This window comes from Paenibacillus montanisoli (assembly GCF_003268025.1).
GTDB lineage: Bacteria > Bacillota > Bacilli > Paenibacillales > Paenibacillaceae > Paenibacillus_Z > Paenibacillus_Z montanisoli.
The window spans coordinates 98,042-114,652 of record NZ_QLUW01000003.1 but is presented as its reverse complement, the minus strand read 5'-3'; the positions used below and the strand labels follow the sequence as shown (position 1 = coordinate 114,652).

Below are 16,611 nucleotides of genomic sequence, written 5' to 3'. Positions count from 1 at the left end.
CAAGAGGTACGGCTAGCGACCGACCTCTAATACCCTGTTAGAATGTAAGTCAGCTATCCTTTGACTGCACCAACGGTAATCCCTTGAATAAAATAACGCTGCACAAACGGATAGAACAAAATAACCGGCCCTGTCGCAACCACCGCCGTCGCCATCTTCATCGACTCGAGCGGCATATCCCGCAGCGGCACGTTGGAGGCCGCCGACGAGTTGCGGATGAAATCCGCGCTCGTAATGACATTGTAGAGAAACAGCTGCAGCGGACGGTATTTCATATCCGGCGACAGAAACAACATCGCGTTGTACCATTCGTTCCAGTAGCCAAGTGCGATGAAGAGGCCTATCGTCGCGAGTGCCGGCGTCGCCATCGGCAGGATGAGCCGCAGGAAAATCGTGAAGTCGCCTGCACCGTCTATCTTTGCCGATTCCGTAATGGCGTGGGGAATCGATTTGGTGAAGCTCTTCATCATGATGATGAGGAACGGGCTCATCAGTCCCGGCAGCAGAACGGCCAGGTAGTTGTCGCCAAGGTGCAGATACTGCTTAATGAGCAAATAGAAAGGAACGAGTCCGCCTGAGAAAAGCGTCGTGAAATAGATGAAGAACGAGATCGAGTTGCGCTGCTCGAAGTCCGGACGCTGCAGGGCATAGCCGGTCATGGCGACCAGGAACAGCCCCACGATCGCGCCGACGATCGTCAGTCCGATCGTAACAATGTAAGAACCGATAATGAGATTCGGATTTTCGAAGACGATTTTGTACGCGAACGTGGTGAACTCTCTTGGCCAAATATTGAAGCCGTGCTTCGCGATGGAAGCTTCTTTCGTAAAAGAGGTCCCTAGCACGACAAGAAAAGGAATCAGGCAGCAGATCGCGAACAGGCCGATAAAGGCATAACCGAAGCCTCTGACCAACAAGGACGTCCCATCCGTCCGAATGCGTTTTTGGACAACTTCCATGTGAGTCCCTCCTAGAACAATGAATTATCCGGCGATGCCTTCTTCACAAGCCAGTTCGCTGTGATGACGACGATAAAACCGAAAACCGACTGATACAAACTCACCGCGCTGCCCATCGAGAAGTTGAAATTGTTCATTAGGGAGCGGAACACGTACGTTTCGATAATGTCGGTCGTTGCATAGAGCGAGGTGTTGTTCGCGCCGACAAGGTTGTAGAATAAGCCGAAGTTGCCCCGGAGCACGCCGCCGAGCGAGAACAGCAGCAGGATGATGAAGGTCGGCTTCAGCCACGGTAGGACGATGTAGCGAATCCGCTGAAGCGCATTGGCGCCGTCGATCTCCGCCGCTTCGACCACCTCGGAATCGAGCCCCATGATGGAGGCGAAATAGACGATGGAGCCGTAACCGGTCGATTGCCACAAGTAGGTGATCACGATGATGAACGGCCAAACGTGCGGATTGGAGTAGGCTTTGACCGGTTCCATGCCGAGCGACGTCAGAATATTATTCAGCAAGCCGTAATCAAAGCTGAGAATGTTGTAGGCAATCAATCCGATAATGACGAACGAGATGAAGAACGGCAGAAACATGATCGTTTGCGAGACCTTCTTGAACCATTTCTTGCGCAGCTCGTTCAATAGAATGGCGATGAAGATTTGCAGGAAATTGCCGAGAACGATAAAAGCCAAGTTGTACGCGATCGTATTGAAAGTCAATCGCCACAAATCGCCGGTCATCACAAGAAACCGGAAGTTATCGAGACCGATGAAGGCGCTCTTGAATATGCCGTCCGTGTAGTTATATTGAATGAAGGCTAGGTACAGGCCCGGCATGGGCAAATAGGCGAATATAGCGAAGAACAAGATGGCCGGCGCGCACATGAGAAGCAGCGTGCGGTTGTTCCACAGCTTCCGTGACCGCGATTGCTGCACCCTGGGACGCGTTTCCACCGACGCTTGCACGGGCTGTGCGATCGTTTTCATGATTACCCTCCCCTTTTCCGTATGATTATTGCTTCTTCCGGAGGCCTACGGGTACGAAGGTCACACTTGCAAGCTCAGCGGATGCGCCGTGCTCGATTGCTTCGAGCAAAATAACGAGCTCGTTCTCTCCATCCGCTGCGAACCACGGACCAGGCAGGAAAAACGATTCCTGGCTGCCGCCGCTCATGGCCGGTCTCGACTTGCCGCCTTCCGTCCAAAGCCGCCCGACGATGGTGCCGCCGAAGAATACGGTCAATTTCATGTGGCTGCCCTTAACGTAAACGCGCCAGCCGTTCGCGCTGCAGGTTTCCGGCAGCGTTCCGTACAGCCAAGCCACGCTCCCCGCGGCCAGCGTAACCGGCAAAGCGGATGGCGCCGCAGCTTGGCGAGAGGCTTCGGCATGCGACAGAAGACCAGCTTCCTCGCTGGCGGACAATCTCCAGCTGCGGGCGGCGCTGCCTTCGTAGACGATGACTTCACCGGCTCCAAGACCAAGTACACGCTCCAGGAATACCGTAATTTGAACCGCTTCCCCAGACCGTACATGCTCGGAAATGTTGAGATACGGATCGAACGGGTGCACGCTTCCGACGGAGGCGCCGTTCACGAAGACTTGCGCAAGCGACTGGATGCCATTGAAATGCAGCGTCCATGAATCTGCCTCGCTGCTTGGTGTAAACGAGTTACGGAAATATTCTGCGGACGGATGATCCGGCGACAGCCAGCCGCCGAACGTTACGATAGCCCACTCCTGATCGTTGTAATCCGGAGCGGTCAGCTCCGGTTGAATCGTCCGTGAATGAACCCGCAGCACCCACCAGTTCGTCAGCTTCTTCACGCCGGTTACTGCCGTAAGCCCCGTCAGCCCTTTCATCGAATTCAGCCGCAGACCCGGAAGTCTGGCATCGTCGAAGTTGGTATGCCCCCAAATTTCCGTGCGCACCGTCAGCTTGCTGCCTGCCTCGCCCGCGCCGCTCGGGATAAAGCGGCTAGCTCCGCCCGGCGTGTGCGTCCCCAGGTATTCGCCGTCCGCATAAAGCGAGAGGATGTCGCTCGCCTTCTCGATCAGGTAGCCGCGCACGGGTTGATCCGCAGGCGCAGCGCTTACCGCTTCGTACCAAGCATAGCCCCGGTAGATGCCGCTGCGTTCAAGAAAGTCCGGCGCCGCCAGCGGAGTCGCCGCTTCGGCAGTTATCGGTGCAGTAGGCGCCACTTGGCTCAAGCTCCAGCTCACGGCTGCATCGCGCGGCTCCAGGTCATAAGCGATTTCCCTGCCGATCGTCACGACTTCGCCCTCGCCGATAGCATTCATCAGCAGCGCGTCAGCGCTTGCCAGGCCGACGAGCTCAAGCACATGACCGTCTGCCAGCTCAACCGTGCAAACTGCGATCGCGCCAGGCTGTGCGCGGAAGGTGAAGAGGTATTCTCCATCATCGATGTTTGCCGCCGCCGTCATCCCGGCCTCTTCGATCAATGCGGCTGGGGCTTGCAGCCGAACTGCGATTTCGCCTTCATGCATGCTGTGGAACACGATAACCGTTCGGCCGGTCTCGCTGTGCGCATCCGTCAGCTCAGCCGTCGCATAACGCAGCGTGCCGCCGTTTACGCCCCAGCTGTCGAGCGGAACCTCAACCGGGATAATGGAGCATTTGGCCGGAACGCTTACGAGCGTCGACGCTTGCGGGATTACGCTGCCGTCGGCCAGCTGAAGCCGAAGCGATTCTTCTTTCTCGCCAACACCGGCTACGAATAGGAGATGCCCCCCTTTCCCCAGGAGCAGCTGCCGCTTTACGATCGTGCTTGGCGCTGCAGAAGCCGCCGGATCGACGATCAGCGCGGCGATGTCCGAGGCCGGCGCCGACACCGCTTCCGCGATCGAGCTGCCATATGCGGTTAAGAGACGGCGAAGCAGTCGTCCTTCGTAAGCCTCTTTGCGAATATGGCCCTCAGGTGAAACCATGCCGTGAAAATCATAATCCGAAGCCATCAGCGCAAGCGGATCGCCCCAGTTGTTCGTGCCGTTGGTAAAGCCGAAGTTGGTGCCGGAAACTTGAAGGTAAGGGCCAAGCAGCTTCGCGCCGCAGGAAAACAAACGGCGAAGAAGGAAGTGGGACCGGTTGGTTTCGGTCACGAGAAGCGGTAAACCGGAATCGGAAAGGCGCTGTTCGTAAGCAGTCACTTTGTGTTCAAACTCGGGGTCTTTATCGTTCGGATAGAAGTTGCAGGTCGGTACGACGCCTTCCACAAGGCCGGACGCCTCGTAGAGTCCGCCTTGCCCGGCGCAGGCGATCATCGGTGCCTTAATGCCGCGGTGCAAAGCCATGTCTCGCAATGCGGTAATGTAACTCTTCGGATCCGGGCAATCGTAGAAGTCGAGCTCGTTCTCGAGCTGCACGCAAATGATGGAGCCGCCTCGTCCTTGCTCGTATTTGGCGAGAATCGGGAGGATTTGGTCGAACCAGTTTTCCACAGCCTTTAAGTAAATCGGGTCCGTGCTGCGGATGACGATGTCCGGCTTGGCAAACAGATAGGCGGGAAGCGCTCCCCCGTCCCATTCGGAGCATATGTACGGCCCGGGTCTTGCGACCACCCAAAGCCCAACCTCGGCGGCAAGCTGCAGGAAAGCTTCGACGTCCCGCTCGCCGGCGAAATCCCAGCTGCCTTCCTCAAGCTCGTGGTAGTTCCAAGGGAAGTAGACGTCGATCGCGTTGTAGCCGAACGCTTTCACCTGCTCCAATCGCTCGCGCCAATGGGCACGCGGGTTGCGGAAGTAAAAGAGCGAGGCGCAGAGAATGATCTCGGCCTGGCCGCCGATCCGAAGCTGGGAAGAGGAGAGCTGCATGGCGGCTTCCGTTTTCAAATCCATGTTCATCCGATTGATCCTCCTTGAAGTCGTGCCGAAAGTTATGAAACCCATTTCATTCCTAGGCAAAATAAAAATACACTTTACATTGCGGATTAAGCGAGGTTCGTAAACTTCACAGGTACCGAGTGTCAGTGTATTTCAGAGTCTTCAAACCAAAAACATGTTTCGTCTATACGAGTGTAACCGGATTCATGAAACCCATTTCATAGCTGGCTTAAAAATAAACCCTCTTACCGGGTCGTCTTGATTTGAAGTGTAACTGGAAAATGATAGCGCTGTCAATAAAATTTTTAATCCATTTTCATCGGCGGATCACTAGCCTCTCGCTCTCGGAGGCGCCGTGCTTTCGCGGACGACAAGCTCCGGCTGCAGCGTGGTCAGCTCGTTCGTATCCTCGCCCCGGCTGATCAGCAAATGCAAAATAGAAGCTGCCGTACGGCCAAGCTCCAAGCATTTCAGCGACATTGTGGTCAGCTCCGGAATGACGTTGGCGGCAAGCGGAATATCGTCAAAGCCGATCACGGACAGATCATCTGGCACGCGAAGCCCTGATTTGACTGCGGCTTTGATCGCCCCGATCGCGGAGAGATCGTTCGCGCATACGATAGCCGTCGGACGAGGTCCTCCCATGGCGAGCAGCGCGTTCAAAAAGGCTTTGCCCGCATCGACCGAGAACCCGCCTGTAATAATCCAATCCTCGCGTACCGGCATCCCTGCCTGCTCCATCGCCAAACAGAAGCCTTCCAGGCGCTGAACCGTGTTGGACATTTGCTTATAACCGCCGATAAAGGCAATATCCTTATGGCCAAGCCCGATGAGATGCTCCGTCGCCCGCTTCGCCCCCGAAATCTCATCTACGATCACGCGGTGAAACTTCGCCCCCGGCAAATTGCCGTTGATCAGCACGACGGGCAGCCGCTTGTTCACTTCGGCGACTTCCTTGACCATCTCCCGGCTGCATTTCGCGAGATCGATCCGGCCGCCGATCATGATAATGCCATCTACCTGCTTCTCCATCAGAATGTTCAAATACTCCGACTCCCGCTGGTACTGCACGTTGTGGTCCTGGTTCGAAGACCCCGTGTCGCAGAGGAAGAAGGTGTAGCCGTTGCTTCTGGCCTCCTGCTCGAGTCCCGCCAGCACCTCGGGAAAGAACGGGTTCGTAATGTCGGGCAAAATAATGCCGATCATGCCGGTTTCCTTCTTGATCAAGCTGCGCGCAAGCGCATTCGGCTGGAACTGGTGCTTCTGGATAAGGTTCATGATGCGTTCCCGCGTCGAGGCTTTCACAGGCGCCGTGTTGTTCAAAACACGTGAAACCGTCGCGACGGAAACATTCGCTTCTCTGGCAATGTCGTAAACAGTAACCGGTTTCATAAATTGCCTCACCCTTTGGGCTAAGATGTGTCTAGCGACAGTTTTCACTAGCATAGCAGACTTTTTTCCCGGTTGTAAATAAGTGACAGAAAAAAAAAGAAAGCCATGCCAAGAAGCGCAGCATGCGCCCTTTGACATGGCTCTCGACACAAGGCCATCCCGGCCTTCCGCAAAATGCTACAATATCCGCGCGGCATTGCAGCTGCGCATCGTGGCTTCCGCCGCGCCGCCGCGAGTCAAATCGGGGCCGTCCGCATCCTTGCTGTCCCCGAGATCCACCGTGACGATGACGGCGCCGCGGGCGAGCGCTTCGCGGCAGGCGCCGGTATCGCTGCTGCTGATCCCGAAATCCGCCAGCGCATGCTCAACGCCATGGTCGTCATCCAGCATGGCGGCTGCCACCAGAAGCCCGTTGTTCGGGTACGTCAAGCCGCCGATGTAGGCGCCGGCCATGCCGAGCCCGCTAACCGGCGCCCCCGGTGCAAGAACGCGAATGTCCTCCACGCCGTGATCGTCCGCGGCCGCGCGCGTGAGGAGCAGATCCGTCATCTCGTCGGCGTGCACGTCCGTCTCCGCTTCAATCCGCCGCGAATGCTCGCGATCCTTGGCAAACACACTCAGCTCATTCCGCGTAAAGCCCGCCTGCTCCAGCGCCTGCACGGCCGCAACCGCCTCGTTCTCCGTATTAAAAATGCCAATCTTGTATCTCATATCCTTCGCCTCCGCATCCCGCAGTACTAGGATTGGTATGCCCCGTTTCGGCAGGATTAATCCGGATGGAATAGGATAAATTCCCATGCAAGTGCATGACTTAGCCCAGCCGTTGCCGATAAGGGCAGCAGGCTACGGCCGCGACGGCGACCCGTCCGGTATACGGGAGAGCGTCCACCCCGGCAGTACATTATGGCAAGGATAGAGCGCCGCTTTCTCCTCGTCCAGCTCCACGCCGAGTCCAGGCTTATCCTCCACGTACGCGTAGCCGTTACGCAGCTCGGGGCTGCCCGGGAATACCTCGCGCATCCGCTCGGATACCGCGCTCCACTCCTGTACGCCGAAGTTCGGGCTGCTGAGGTCCAGATGGATATTGGCCGCCATCCCGACAGGCGATAGGTCCGGCGGACCATGCCAAGCGGTGCGGATGCCGAACGCTTCGCACACGGTCGCCAGCTTCTCTGCCGGCGTCAGCCCGCCGATCGAGCTGACGTGGCAGCGGATAAAGTCGATCAGCCGCTCCGTAATCAGCGGCAGCCACTCCGCGGAATGGACGAACAGCTCGCCCATCGCCAGCGGCGTCGCGGACTGCCCGCGAATGTGGCGGAACCAATCCAGCTGCTCCGGCGGCAGCGGGTCCTCGAGGAAGAAAAGCCGGTACGGCTCCAGCTGCTTCGCCAGCCGGACGGCCTCGATCGGCACGATCCGCTCATGGATATCGTGCAGCAGCTCCACTTCAAACCCGATCTTGCTCCGCAGGTGATCGAACATCCGCGGTACGCTGCGCACATAGGCGTCCGGGTCGAAATACGCGCCCGGCGGTACAAAGTCCGGCTGGTGCAGCTTATGGCCTTGGCCGCCGTAGCCGCCCAATTGGCAGCGGACATAGCGGCAGCCCTGCTCCATAAACTTGCGGACGTTCTCTTCTACCTCGCTTACGTCCCGTCCGTCGGCATGACGGTATACGGCCGCCGCATCCCTCAGCTTTCCGCCGAGAAGCTCGTAGACCGGCACGCCGCACAGCTTGCCTTTAATATCCCACAGAGCCATATCGATGCCGGAGAGAGCATTGTTCAGCACCGGCCCGTTGCGCCAATAGCCGCTGACCATGGCCGTTTGCCAAATATCTTCGATCCTTCTTGGGTCCTTGCCGATCAGGAACGGCTTCAAGTAGTGCTCAACGGCCGACGCAACGGCCAAATGCCGCTGCGTGAAGGTTGCGCAGCCTAGGCCATATAGACCGGGCTCGTTCGTTTCGACTTTCACGACAACGAGGTTAACCCCATCGGGCGCGGTCAGAATGACCTTGACGTTCCTGATTTCCAATTGTGCCATAGCGGGGACAGCTCCTTTTGCATCCTAGATATTGGCCAGCTGCTCTTCGGCATCCGCCGGAATTTCGTGCCAGCCATCGAATTTGCCCAGCATCTGCTGGATGTAGAACGGTCCGCTCTCGCGCAGCAGGCGGCAGCGCTCGCCCGCAAAGTTATCGACCCGCTGCTTGCAGAACGATTGCAGATGGTTGTAATAGAGCGCGCGGCGCTCCTCGGTCGGGTGAACGTTCGGCTTCGCCGCATGCCAAAGCGCGCCGTGGAAAATAACCGCATCGCCGGCTTCGACGAACACGTCGATTTGGCCTTCGATCTCATCCAGCCCCTCCGGCGGATTTTTGCCGAACAGATGCGAGCCCGGAACAACGACGAGCGGCCCCTTTTCCGGCGTAATGTCGTCCAGATAGTAGGCGCAGTTGATCGAAATCGGGAAATACCAATACGGCGGCAGCGGATCCGGATAAACATGGGAGTCCATGTGCCATCCGACCGGCATCCCCTGGCCCGGCTTGACGCGCGTTGCATTGACGCTCTCCATTTGGAGGCGCGGCCCCATCAGCGCCCGCATCACGTTAAATACCGGCGGGTTGACGAGAATCGGCGCGAACGCTTCGTCACGGTCGATAATATCGGGTATTTCGCGGGTCGTGAAGCCCTGCGAAATTTCGATGACTTTATCGATTAAATGCGAAACTCGCTCGGGCGACAGCGCCTGCTTGATGACGAGAAACCCGTCGCGCTTAAACTGCTCGACCTGCTCTTGAAGCGTAAGACTCATCTTCCATTCCCCTCTCTCATGATGACTCGCAAGCTCATTTCATAATGAGCGCCTTGTTCATCGGCATGACGCCGCTCGGGCTGACGTCAAACAGCCGGTTGCCGATCCAGGCGCCTACATACGCGTGACCGGCCACGATTTCTTCCCGCTTCACAAGCTCCGCCGGGAACGACAGTTCCACCGTCTCGCCGGCCTCGAGCCCTTCGATGATCAAATAGGGCAGCGACAACGTGACGCGCTGTCTCCGAGGCGTATGGCACGCAATCGCATCCGTCGACAGCCAGCCGGGCACGCGGATGCGCAGATCCCCTGCCTGTTTTGGCTGAATGCGCAGCACGCCGGCTTCCGGCACCTCATACTCCATCTTGACGTGCTCGTTTTCCTTGTTGATCCACAATTGGATATCGAGCTTATCGCCGTTAAGCGAGGTTGCATTGTCCCAGACCAAATAGAGTCCTCTTCCTCCAGCCGCGCAGCAGCAGGCCATCGTATCGACCTTGCCGCGGTTCGAGAAATCGTTCGGGTTCATCCGGCCGGTGAAGCCGCCTCTATAGCGCTGCGGCACGTCGCGGTACGTGCGGGTCGGCGTGTCCGGCTTGTCGGTCACGGTCTTCGCCCACGTTACGTCCCGCACCTGTGAAGCGACGAGCGTGTTGGCGAACCGCTCGGCGTCGTCCCAGCAAGCGGTATTGCCGTTCTTAGCCAAATAGATCGCCGTATGTATCATATCCGTCGTGCAGCAGGTTTCGCTGTGCTGAATGATGCCCGGCAGCCAGCGGTACCGCTCGTCGACCGGCTCTTCCCCGTTCAAGCCCGTGCCTTCCGGGAACCAGCCGTATGTACTGCCCATCCCGCACGCCCAGTCGTACACCTTCTGGACCCACGCGATCAGCTCCCGGTCCTGCTTGATCGCGGCGTACCGGAGAATGCCGGCGACCGCGCCCATTTTGGAGTGGAAATGGCCGTCATCCGGGTAGCGCCCTTTCGACCAGAAGCTGCCGTCCGCTTCGAACACCCGGGAATGCTTGACGATGAACGTCGTCAGCTTCTCCAGCATTTCCGCAGCCAGCGGGTCGCCGGTCCACTCGTAATAGATCGCCAGCGGCAGGATGAAGACGCCCCCGCCGTAGTGCGTCGGCTCGACGATAAAGCCGTGCTCCGTATATATCCGATCCGGCACCTCCATGCCCGGCACGTACGTCTCGAACGGATAGCAGATGTAATCGTCGCGCTCGACCGCGATGCTTCGCATGCCCTTCAGCATCCGTTCGATGCGCGTCCTCGCCTCTTCCTCCTGATCGAACCTTAGCCAACTGAGCAGGCCCAGAAAAACGCTTCGCTGGTCGAACATATTGGCGCCGGCCGGGACGTCCCAGTCGTTGGACATCCGGTAGAATAAGCCGTCCTCGTCGCTTTGCATCCAACGCAGCGCTTCCTTCAGCCGTTCCTCGGCATCTCGGCCAAGCCGATCGCCGACGATCTCGCCGCAAAGGATCGACGCGTCGAGAAACCGGCCGACCGCATCGCCGAAGTCCCATTCGCTATGCCACGCGAACGATTCGTCGCTGCCGATTTTCGCGAAGAAATACGGCAAGTGATGATAGTCCGGGTCCAGCATTTCCTTGTAATGATGGATCGCAAGCGCTGCCAAATCCCTATAGTCCAGTGCCTTTCCGAGTTCCACCGACCGATCACCCTTTCAATGAGCCTAGCATGATGCCTTTGACAAAATATTTCTGCAGGAACGGATAAATGCACAGAATCGGCGCCGTCGTGACGATCAGCATCGCCATCTTGATCGATTCCGCCGTGACCGTCACGGTGCCATTATGCATCTTGCTCAGCACCGCAAGGTTGGACGCCTCGTTCGATTGAATCAGGAACAGCAGCAGGTTCTGCGCGGTCCACAGATCCGCGTTGGAGATGAAGGTGAAGCCCGTAAACCAGTCGTTCCAATGCCCGACTCCGACGAACAGCGCGATCGTTGCGAGCACCGGCTTCGAGAGGGGGAAGATGATGCTGAAGAAAATCCGGAAGTCCGACGCGCCGTCGATCTTCGCCGATTCTTCCAACGCTTCCGGCAGCTCGGTCATGAAGGTGCGGACCAGCATGATGTTAAAAGCGCCGTACAGGCCGGGAATGATGTACGTCCAGAAGCTGTTCAGGAGATGCAGCTGCTGCAGCGTGATGTAGAACGGAATGAGGCCGCCGCTCAGGAACATCGGAATGACGATCCACCAGTTCAGAAATTTGCGCAGCGGGAAGTTCTTCTTCGTCAGCACGTAAGCGAACATGGCCACAAGCAGCACCTGCGTCACGACGCCGACGAATACCCTGGCGACCGTTACGGTATACGCCAGAAAAATATTTTGATCGTTAAAAATGATACTGTAGTTATTCCATGTGAACATGCGGGGCCACATATAGATGCCCCCTTTCTGCGCGTCCATCGCATCATTCAGCGAAATCGCCAAGATGTAGATGAACGGATAGAGGCACAGAAACGAGAACGCAATCATCAGCAGCATATTGAAAACGTTGAACCATTTTTCTCCCCGCGATCGTTGCATGTCGGCCCCTCCCAATCCTCTTGCTGAATCGCCTGCCGGCGGCTCAAACCAATCTTCTAGCTGAATGCTGATCCGCCTGCCGGCGGCTCAAACCAATCTTCTAGCTGAATGCTGATCCGCCTGCCGGCGGCTCAAACCAATCAGCTTATATTAACGATTCCTGCTTGAACAATTTTGCGACGAAGTTGCAGACCAGGAACAGGATCAATCCGACCGTCGCCTGGAATACGCCCATCGTGGCGCCGAGCGACAGCCCCATGAAACCGCCGGAATTTCGCAGATAGCTCAATATCAGCGTATCCAGAATTTGCCCGACCTCCTGCACCTGCAGGTTGCCCATCGTCCACAGCTGGTCGAAGCCTGCGCTCATGAGGCCGGAGGCGCTCAATATGAACAGGAGCACCATCGTGCCGCGGATGCCCGGCAGCGCAATATGCCAAATTTGGCGAACCCGGCTCGCGCCGTCGATGCTGGACACTTCGTACAGGTGCGGGTCGATGCTCGAAAGCGCCGCAAGATAAATGATGGCGTTAAAGCCGATATTTTTCCAAAGTTCGGTGAAGAGGACGATCGGCACAAACGCCGTCGTGCTGCCCATGAAATAGTACGGCTCGTTCAGGAAGCCGACCTTCGTGAGCATTTCGTTGATAAGCCCGCCGTCCGGAGACAGCATCTTGTACCACAGCCCCGCCGCGATAACCCAGGAAATGAAATAAGGCAAATAACTGATCGTCTGGACGACCCGCTTGAAGATCGTATGGTGAATCTCGTTAATGAACAGGGCAAACAGAATCGTGGCCGGAAAGCCGATGATGAGCTTGAGTCCGCTGATGATCAGCGTGTTGCGGAGGGCGTTGTTGAAATCAGGCAATTGAAAGATCGTATTGAAGTTGTCAAATCCGACAAACTCGCTGCCGGAGTAGCCTTTGACCGGGTTGTAGTCCTGAAACGCCATGATGATGCCGAACATCGGATAATACGAGAACAAGAGAAAGAAGATGATCCCCGGAATCGTAAACACGTACAGCCAGCGCTGATCCCAAATCTTATGCAAAATCTTTCCCGCAAGCTGCTGTCTCTTGCTTTTCGCTTGGCTTCCGGCGAGAGTCGTCATCGCGATTGCCCCTCCCTTTCTGATAAATGTGGAGGAGAGCGCGTAAGCGCTCCCCTCATAGGCGAGTTCGGGCCGTCTTTATTTCAAGCTATCCAGGTTGACGGATTTGGCCGCTTCGGTTCTTTCCTCCACGACTTTGTCATAACCGAGCGCTCTGATGCTCTTGCCCCAGTCTTCAACCAGCTTCGTAATCTCTTCCGGAGTTTTGGCCGTCACTGCCTTCGCGACCAATTGCTTGTAACGCTCGCTTTGGCCTACGGTCATTTTGTTCTCTACATCGCCTGGGTCGACGTAACGCTGCGGATCGGAGATGTACTCGGTCGGGAACTTGGAGCCGAGGTTTTTCCACGTTTCGATCATATCTTCGCGCATTTCGTAACCGGACGGAGCTTGGTTCTTGATCAGCGCTTCATAGTTAGGAATGAACGAGTACACGTCGATGCCCAGATGCGCGCGTTTGTTCCAGTCGCCTTGCGTCTCATCGAAGAACGCTTTCGTGTCGACGATCTTGCCGTCGGCATTGCGCTCCCATTGCTGGCCTTCGATGCCGTATTTCGTAAGGATCGTGCCTTCCTCGGAAAGGACGTAATCCAGCGTTTTGAAGAAGGTGTTGACTTCTTCCTTCGGCAGCCCCGCCTTCACCGCCCACAAGCTCCAAGCCTCCAATCTAAACTGCGGCAGGCTCGGTCCTTGCGCGATCGCCGGATCGTACAGCTGAATGCCGACGAACTGCGCATTCGGGTCGGTTTTCTTCATGTTGTCCGTGTATGGGTTCGCCATTTCCCAGTACGCGCCGTGCAGCGCGCCGATCCGGCCTTGGTTGCCCTTCTCGTCGATTTGGCCTTGCTTCAGCGAGAAGCTTTCCTTCTCGATCAAGCCCTCATTGTAGAGCTTGTTGTAGAAGGTCAGCGCGCGGATCAGATTCTCAGGCTGCGTCACGTCGGAGCGCGCCGCTTTGCCGTCGGCATCGGTGTACCAAACGCCCGTACCGCCGTTCTGGCCGGGAGGGAAGAAAAGGTTGATCATGTTGCGGAAGTTCTCGCCGAAGGCCGAATACGGCACGACCGGCTGGCCGTTGACGTCTTTGATTTGATCCTTGAACGCCTTAAGCGCGTTATAGAACTCGTCGACCGTCTTCGGATAGCCAAGGTTGACTTTATCCAGCCAATCCTTGCGAATCCAGATCGTCGGCTGGTCGATTGCGTAAGCCTGCATGTTCGAGAAGTTTTGCGGGATGCTGTACAGCTTGCCGTCATGCGGGTTGGTCGAGAACGGCAGCAGCTTCTCCACGGCCTTCTTCACGTTCGGGTATTTCTCAAGCCAAGGCGTCAGATCCTCCAGCTTGCCGCTTTCGCCCATATTGTTCAAAATGAGCTTCGTTTTGCCGTCGGCGCCGGTTGCGACGAAATCCGGCCAGTCGGAGCCTCCCGTGGACGCCCACAGCTGCAGCTTCTGCACGACATCGTCGTAGCTGCCTGTTTTGATGACGTCATAGGTCAAGCTGTTCAGTCCGAGGCGCTTCGTCAGTTCAGGCAGGACAATGTCCTTCGCCGGATCGGGATTATCCCAGCCCCAGTTGAACGCCGTTATTTTCAAATCGGATACCGTTCCGGCCTCTTCTTCTGCCGGCGCATTCGTCGCAGCATTGTTCGTCGTATCGTTCGTAGTCGCCGTGTTGTTAGTCGTTGCCGTATCGTTGGCAGCCGTATTATTGCCGCCGGCATTGTTGCCGTTGTCGCCCCCGCTGCAGCCTGCGACGCCGAGAGATAGGGTTGCCACACTTAACAGAATGCCTACTTTGCGCTGGATTCTCACACGGTACTCCCCCTATACATGAGTGATGGTGACTTGCTCATCCTTTAATCAGATGCGAGGAACAAATACGGCTTCTTTACGGAAAACGTACATGTACAGCTTCCGGCTCTTGCATCGGCAAACCATCCCGCCGATGCTTGCTTCGCCTCGTCCCAGGTCCATTGACCGAGCTCCACTCCCCCTTGCGTCAGGTGGTAATCCGTCGATAGCAGCCACGGACGCGGCCGCATCTTCCGATTTCGTCACCTTGCAGTCATGCGGTGCGTTGCACGGGACCGATATGCCCCCCTTGGCCGTGCCAAGCATACGTTGATCCCAGAAATCATCTATGCGGTAAAGGCGATCAGGAGCGCCCGGCGGTAAATAAGCCGATTGAAAGCTTCCGATCATCTTCATCCCAATGGAAAAGTACAGCTTCTCACCGCGTTTGGCATTACCAATGAACACGGCCTCCGCGCTGCTCCGCGTAAGGAATGCCTTGCACCGCCGGCGCGGAAGGCTGGTTCATCCATTCGCGCTTGAACAGCGGATAGATGTGACCGGAAGGCGTAACGGAGATCACGGTATCGCCGCGCCAGCGCACCTTGTAGTCCTGCCCGGATACGCGCTCGACCTTATCGACGGCGATCATCGGATAAACCAGCTGCACCAGTTGACCTGGCTGCAGCCCTTCGAGCCGGATATAGCCGTCGGCCGCAATCTGCAGCGACTGGACGGCATCGTCCACCGATACGCTCACATCTTCGAAATCGACCCAATCCGGCACTCTGATACGCATGATTGGCGCGTCGTGAACGACGAGCTCCAGCTTGCCCTCATACGGCTGGTAGCTGATCACTTCGACCCAGTCGCTGTTTCGGCTTAGCGCCATATTGACGGACACGACGTTGTCCGCCTTGGTGACGATGTCGTCCCAAACCAGGAAGCACGCCCGCACGCCGGCCCCGAGGCAGCAGCCTTCGACGCTGTCCGTACAGTTATCGAGCGACCCCGGCTTCGACCAGGATGCCCAGCTTCCGTAAAGCGCCCGCTCAAATCTCGGCTTCTGCACCGGATCTGCTTTCGTCAGCATCGGATCGGTATGTATGAATTGGTTCTCAAGCAGCTGATTTCGGGCGAACCGTTCAAGAACGGCATAATAGCCGGGGTCGATGTTCCGCGCGATTAAGAGGCCGAGATGAATGGCGTCCGTAATGGAGCACGACTCGCAGGAAGCGTTATCCGGTCCGACCCCGTCGGGTATCCAGCCCCAGGAGCTGGAATAGCGCATCGTCCAGTCGAAGACGGTTCTCATCCTTTGAACCGTCTGTTCGTCCTTGGTTCTAAGCGCGCGGCGCATGATCGCAACTGCCGCGGTCAAGATGCCGCCGGAATGCGTATGCCCCTGATAGTGCCCTTCCTCGGTAAAAGTTCCGCTGACATTCAGGACGAAGCGTCCCATTCGATCAAGCAAATCCTCGCAATCCGGCGCATCCGCGCTCTCCGTGAATCGGGCCAGCGCGAGCATGATGCCCCCAAGCGGGAAGGTCGGATAGGGGTTGAAGTCGCCGAATACGGCGTTGTCCATCGTGTTCCATCCTTCCGCGTGGCGGAACCAATAGCTGTAATCTCCTTCATGCCGCAGATTCTCCCGGACGGCGGCGGCCAGCTTCTCGACGACTTCCTTGCGTTCGGCTGTCGGCGAATCCAAGTATTGGTCCACGTAAGCGATCAGCATTCGTCCCGCCATGAACGGATTCAAAAACGGATCGCATTCATCCAGCATGGAAAGCAGCGCTTTTTCCTCTTCCGCGTAATCGGCCGAGCCCGTGACCGGTCTCCCGAGCAAGTACGCATCGGTAAATCTCGAACACATATCTCCCAAATCCCAAATATGATGCTCCAGCTTCGGCTCCGGCTGCAAGCGGAGCAGGAAATACGGCCGCATGCTTTGCTCCGGGTCCAGCCGGTTCGCAATGGCGCTGAAGCCGCGCTCAATCGCTTCCTGCAAAAAATAAGTCTTCGGTCTGCTCGTCATGTGAGCTGCGTTTACCATCGTTACTCCCCCTGTTTGGCTGCCAAGATTCTATGAATCAGCAAAAAGAAATGAAAACTTCGATGGAGAGAA

13 protein-coding genes are annotated in these 16,611 nt (G+C 57.0%); all 13 read right to left on the bottom strand.

Annotation, left to right across the window (positions count from 1 at the left end):
• Positions 1-53: 53 nt before the first annotated feature.
• Entirely contained in the window at positions 54-959 is a 906-nt protein-coding gene (locus tag DL346_RS16460; protein ID WP_112883253.1) for a carbohydrate ABC transporter permease, read from the bottom strand.
• An 11-nt stretch (positions 960-970) separates the two neighbouring features.
• The gene (locus tag DL346_RS16455) at positions 971-1,942 is read right to left on the bottom strand and encodes an ABC transporter permease (RefSeq protein WP_112883252.1); all 972 of its coding nucleotides are present in this window, start codon (positions 1,940-1,942) and stop codon (positions 971-973) included.
• Between the two features lie 25 nt (positions 1,943-1,967).
• Positions 1,968-4,814 carry a beta-galactosidase gene (locus DL346_RS16450; RefSeq protein WP_165822537.1) on the bottom strand — a complete coding sequence of 949 codons (2,847 nt, stop codon included), beginning with the start codon at positions 4,812-4,814 and terminating at the stop codon, positions 1,968-1,970.
• A 309-nt stretch (positions 4,815-5,123) separates the two neighbouring features.
• Positions 5,124-6,185, bottom strand: a complete 1,062-nt coding sequence (locus tag DL346_RS16445; RefSeq protein ID WP_112883250.1) for a LacI family DNA-binding transcriptional regulator — start codon at positions 6,183-6,185, stop codon at positions 5,124-5,126.
• 177 nt (positions 6,186-6,362) lie between these two features.
• Complete coding sequence (locus DL346_RS16440) at positions 6,363-6,896, bottom strand: general stress protein (RefSeq protein ID WP_165822536.1); 534 nt, start codon at positions 6,894-6,896, stop codon at positions 6,363-6,365.
• Positions 6,897-7,028: 132 nt separating this feature from the next.
• Positions 7,029-8,231 carry an enolase C-terminal domain-like protein gene (locus tag DL346_RS16435; protein WP_112883248.1) on the bottom strand — a complete coding sequence of 401 codons (1,203 nt, stop codon included), beginning with the start codon at positions 8,229-8,231 and terminating at the stop codon, positions 7,029-7,031.
• 24 nt (positions 8,232-8,255) lie between these two features.
• The gene (locus DL346_RS16430) at positions 8,256-9,005 is read right to left on the bottom strand and encodes a phytanoyl-CoA dioxygenase family protein (RefSeq protein ID WP_112883247.1); all 750 of its coding nucleotides are present in this window, start codon (positions 9,003-9,005) and stop codon (positions 8,256-8,258) included.
• Positions 9,006-9,039: 34 nt separating this feature from the next.
• Positions 9,040-10,689 (bottom strand): glycoside hydrolase family 127 protein, encoded by a 1,650-nt coding sequence (locus DL346_RS16425; RefSeq protein WP_112883246.1) that lies wholly within the window; start codon positions 10,687-10,689, stop codon positions 9,040-9,042.
• Positions 10,690-10,696: 7 nt separating this feature from the next.
• Positions 10,697-11,575 carry a carbohydrate ABC transporter permease gene (locus tag DL346_RS16420; RefSeq protein WP_112883245.1) on the bottom strand — a complete coding sequence of 293 codons (879 nt, stop codon included), beginning with the start codon at positions 11,573-11,575 and terminating at the stop codon, positions 10,697-10,699.
• A gap of 145 nt (positions 11,576-11,720) precedes the next feature.
• Positions 11,721-12,689 (bottom strand): ABC transporter permease, encoded by a 969-nt coding sequence (locus tag DL346_RS16415; protein WP_112883244.1) that lies wholly within the window; start codon positions 12,687-12,689, stop codon positions 11,721-11,723.
• Positions 12,690-12,767: 78 nt separating this feature from the next.
• Positions 12,768-14,504 (bottom strand): type 2 periplasmic-binding domain-containing protein, encoded by a 1,737-nt coding sequence (locus tag DL346_RS16410; protein ID WP_112883243.1) that lies wholly within the window; start codon positions 14,502-14,504, stop codon positions 12,768-12,770.
• 48 nt (positions 14,505-14,552) lie between these two features.
• On the bottom strand, positions 14,553-14,951 hold the full coding sequence (locus DL346_RS16405) for a hypothetical protein (RefSeq protein WP_112883242.1): 399 nt from the start codon (positions 14,949-14,951) through the stop codon (positions 14,553-14,555).
• Positions 14,938-16,539: a hypothetical protein gene (locus DL346_RS16400; RefSeq protein ID WP_112883241.1), complete on the bottom strand. Its 1,602-nt coding sequence runs from the start codon at positions 16,537-16,539 to the stop codon at positions 14,938-14,940. Before DL346_RS16400 ends, DL346_RS16405 begins: the two co-directional genes overlap by 14 nt.
• Positions 16,540-16,611: the final 72 nt, after the last annotated feature.

Coding starts and splice junctions, on each gene's coding strand:
- DL346_RS16460 (WP_112883253.1), bottom strand. CDS start 959: ATGGAAGTTGTCCAAAAACGCATTCGGACGGATGGGACGTCCTTGTTG.
- DL346_RS16430 (WP_112883247.1), bottom strand. CDS start 9,005: ATGAGTCTTACGCTTCAAGAGCAGGTCGAGCAGTTTAAGCGCGACGGG.
- DL346_RS16445 (WP_112883250.1), bottom strand. CDS start 6,185: ATGAAACCGGTTACTGTTTACGACATTGCCAGAGAAGCGAATGTTTCC.
- DL346_RS16415 (WP_112883244.1), bottom strand. CDS start 12,689: ATGACGACTCTCGCCGGAAGCCAAGCGAAAAGCAAGAGACAGCAGCTT.
- DL346_RS16450 (WP_165822537.1), bottom strand. CDS start 4,814: ATGAACATGGATTTGAAAACGGAAGCCGCCATGCAGCTCTCCTCTTCC.
- DL346_RS16435 (WP_112883248.1), bottom strand. CDS start 8,231: ATGGCACAATTGGAAATCAGGAACGTCAAGGTCATTCTGACCGCGCCC.
- DL346_RS16420 (WP_112883245.1), bottom strand. CDS start 11,575: ATGCAACGATCGCGGGGAGAAAAATGGTTCAACGTTTTCAATATGCTG.
- DL346_RS16440 (WP_165822536.1), bottom strand. CDS start 6,896: ATGAGATACAAGATTGGCATTTTTAATACGGAGAACGAGGCGGTTGCG.
- DL346_RS16400 (WP_112883241.1), bottom strand. CDS start 16,539: ATGGTAAACGCAGCTCACATGACGAGCAGACCGAAGACTTATTTTTTG.
- DL346_RS16455 (WP_112883252.1), bottom strand. CDS start 1,942: ATGAAAACGATCGCACAGCCCGTGCAAGCGTCGGTGGAAACGCGTCCC.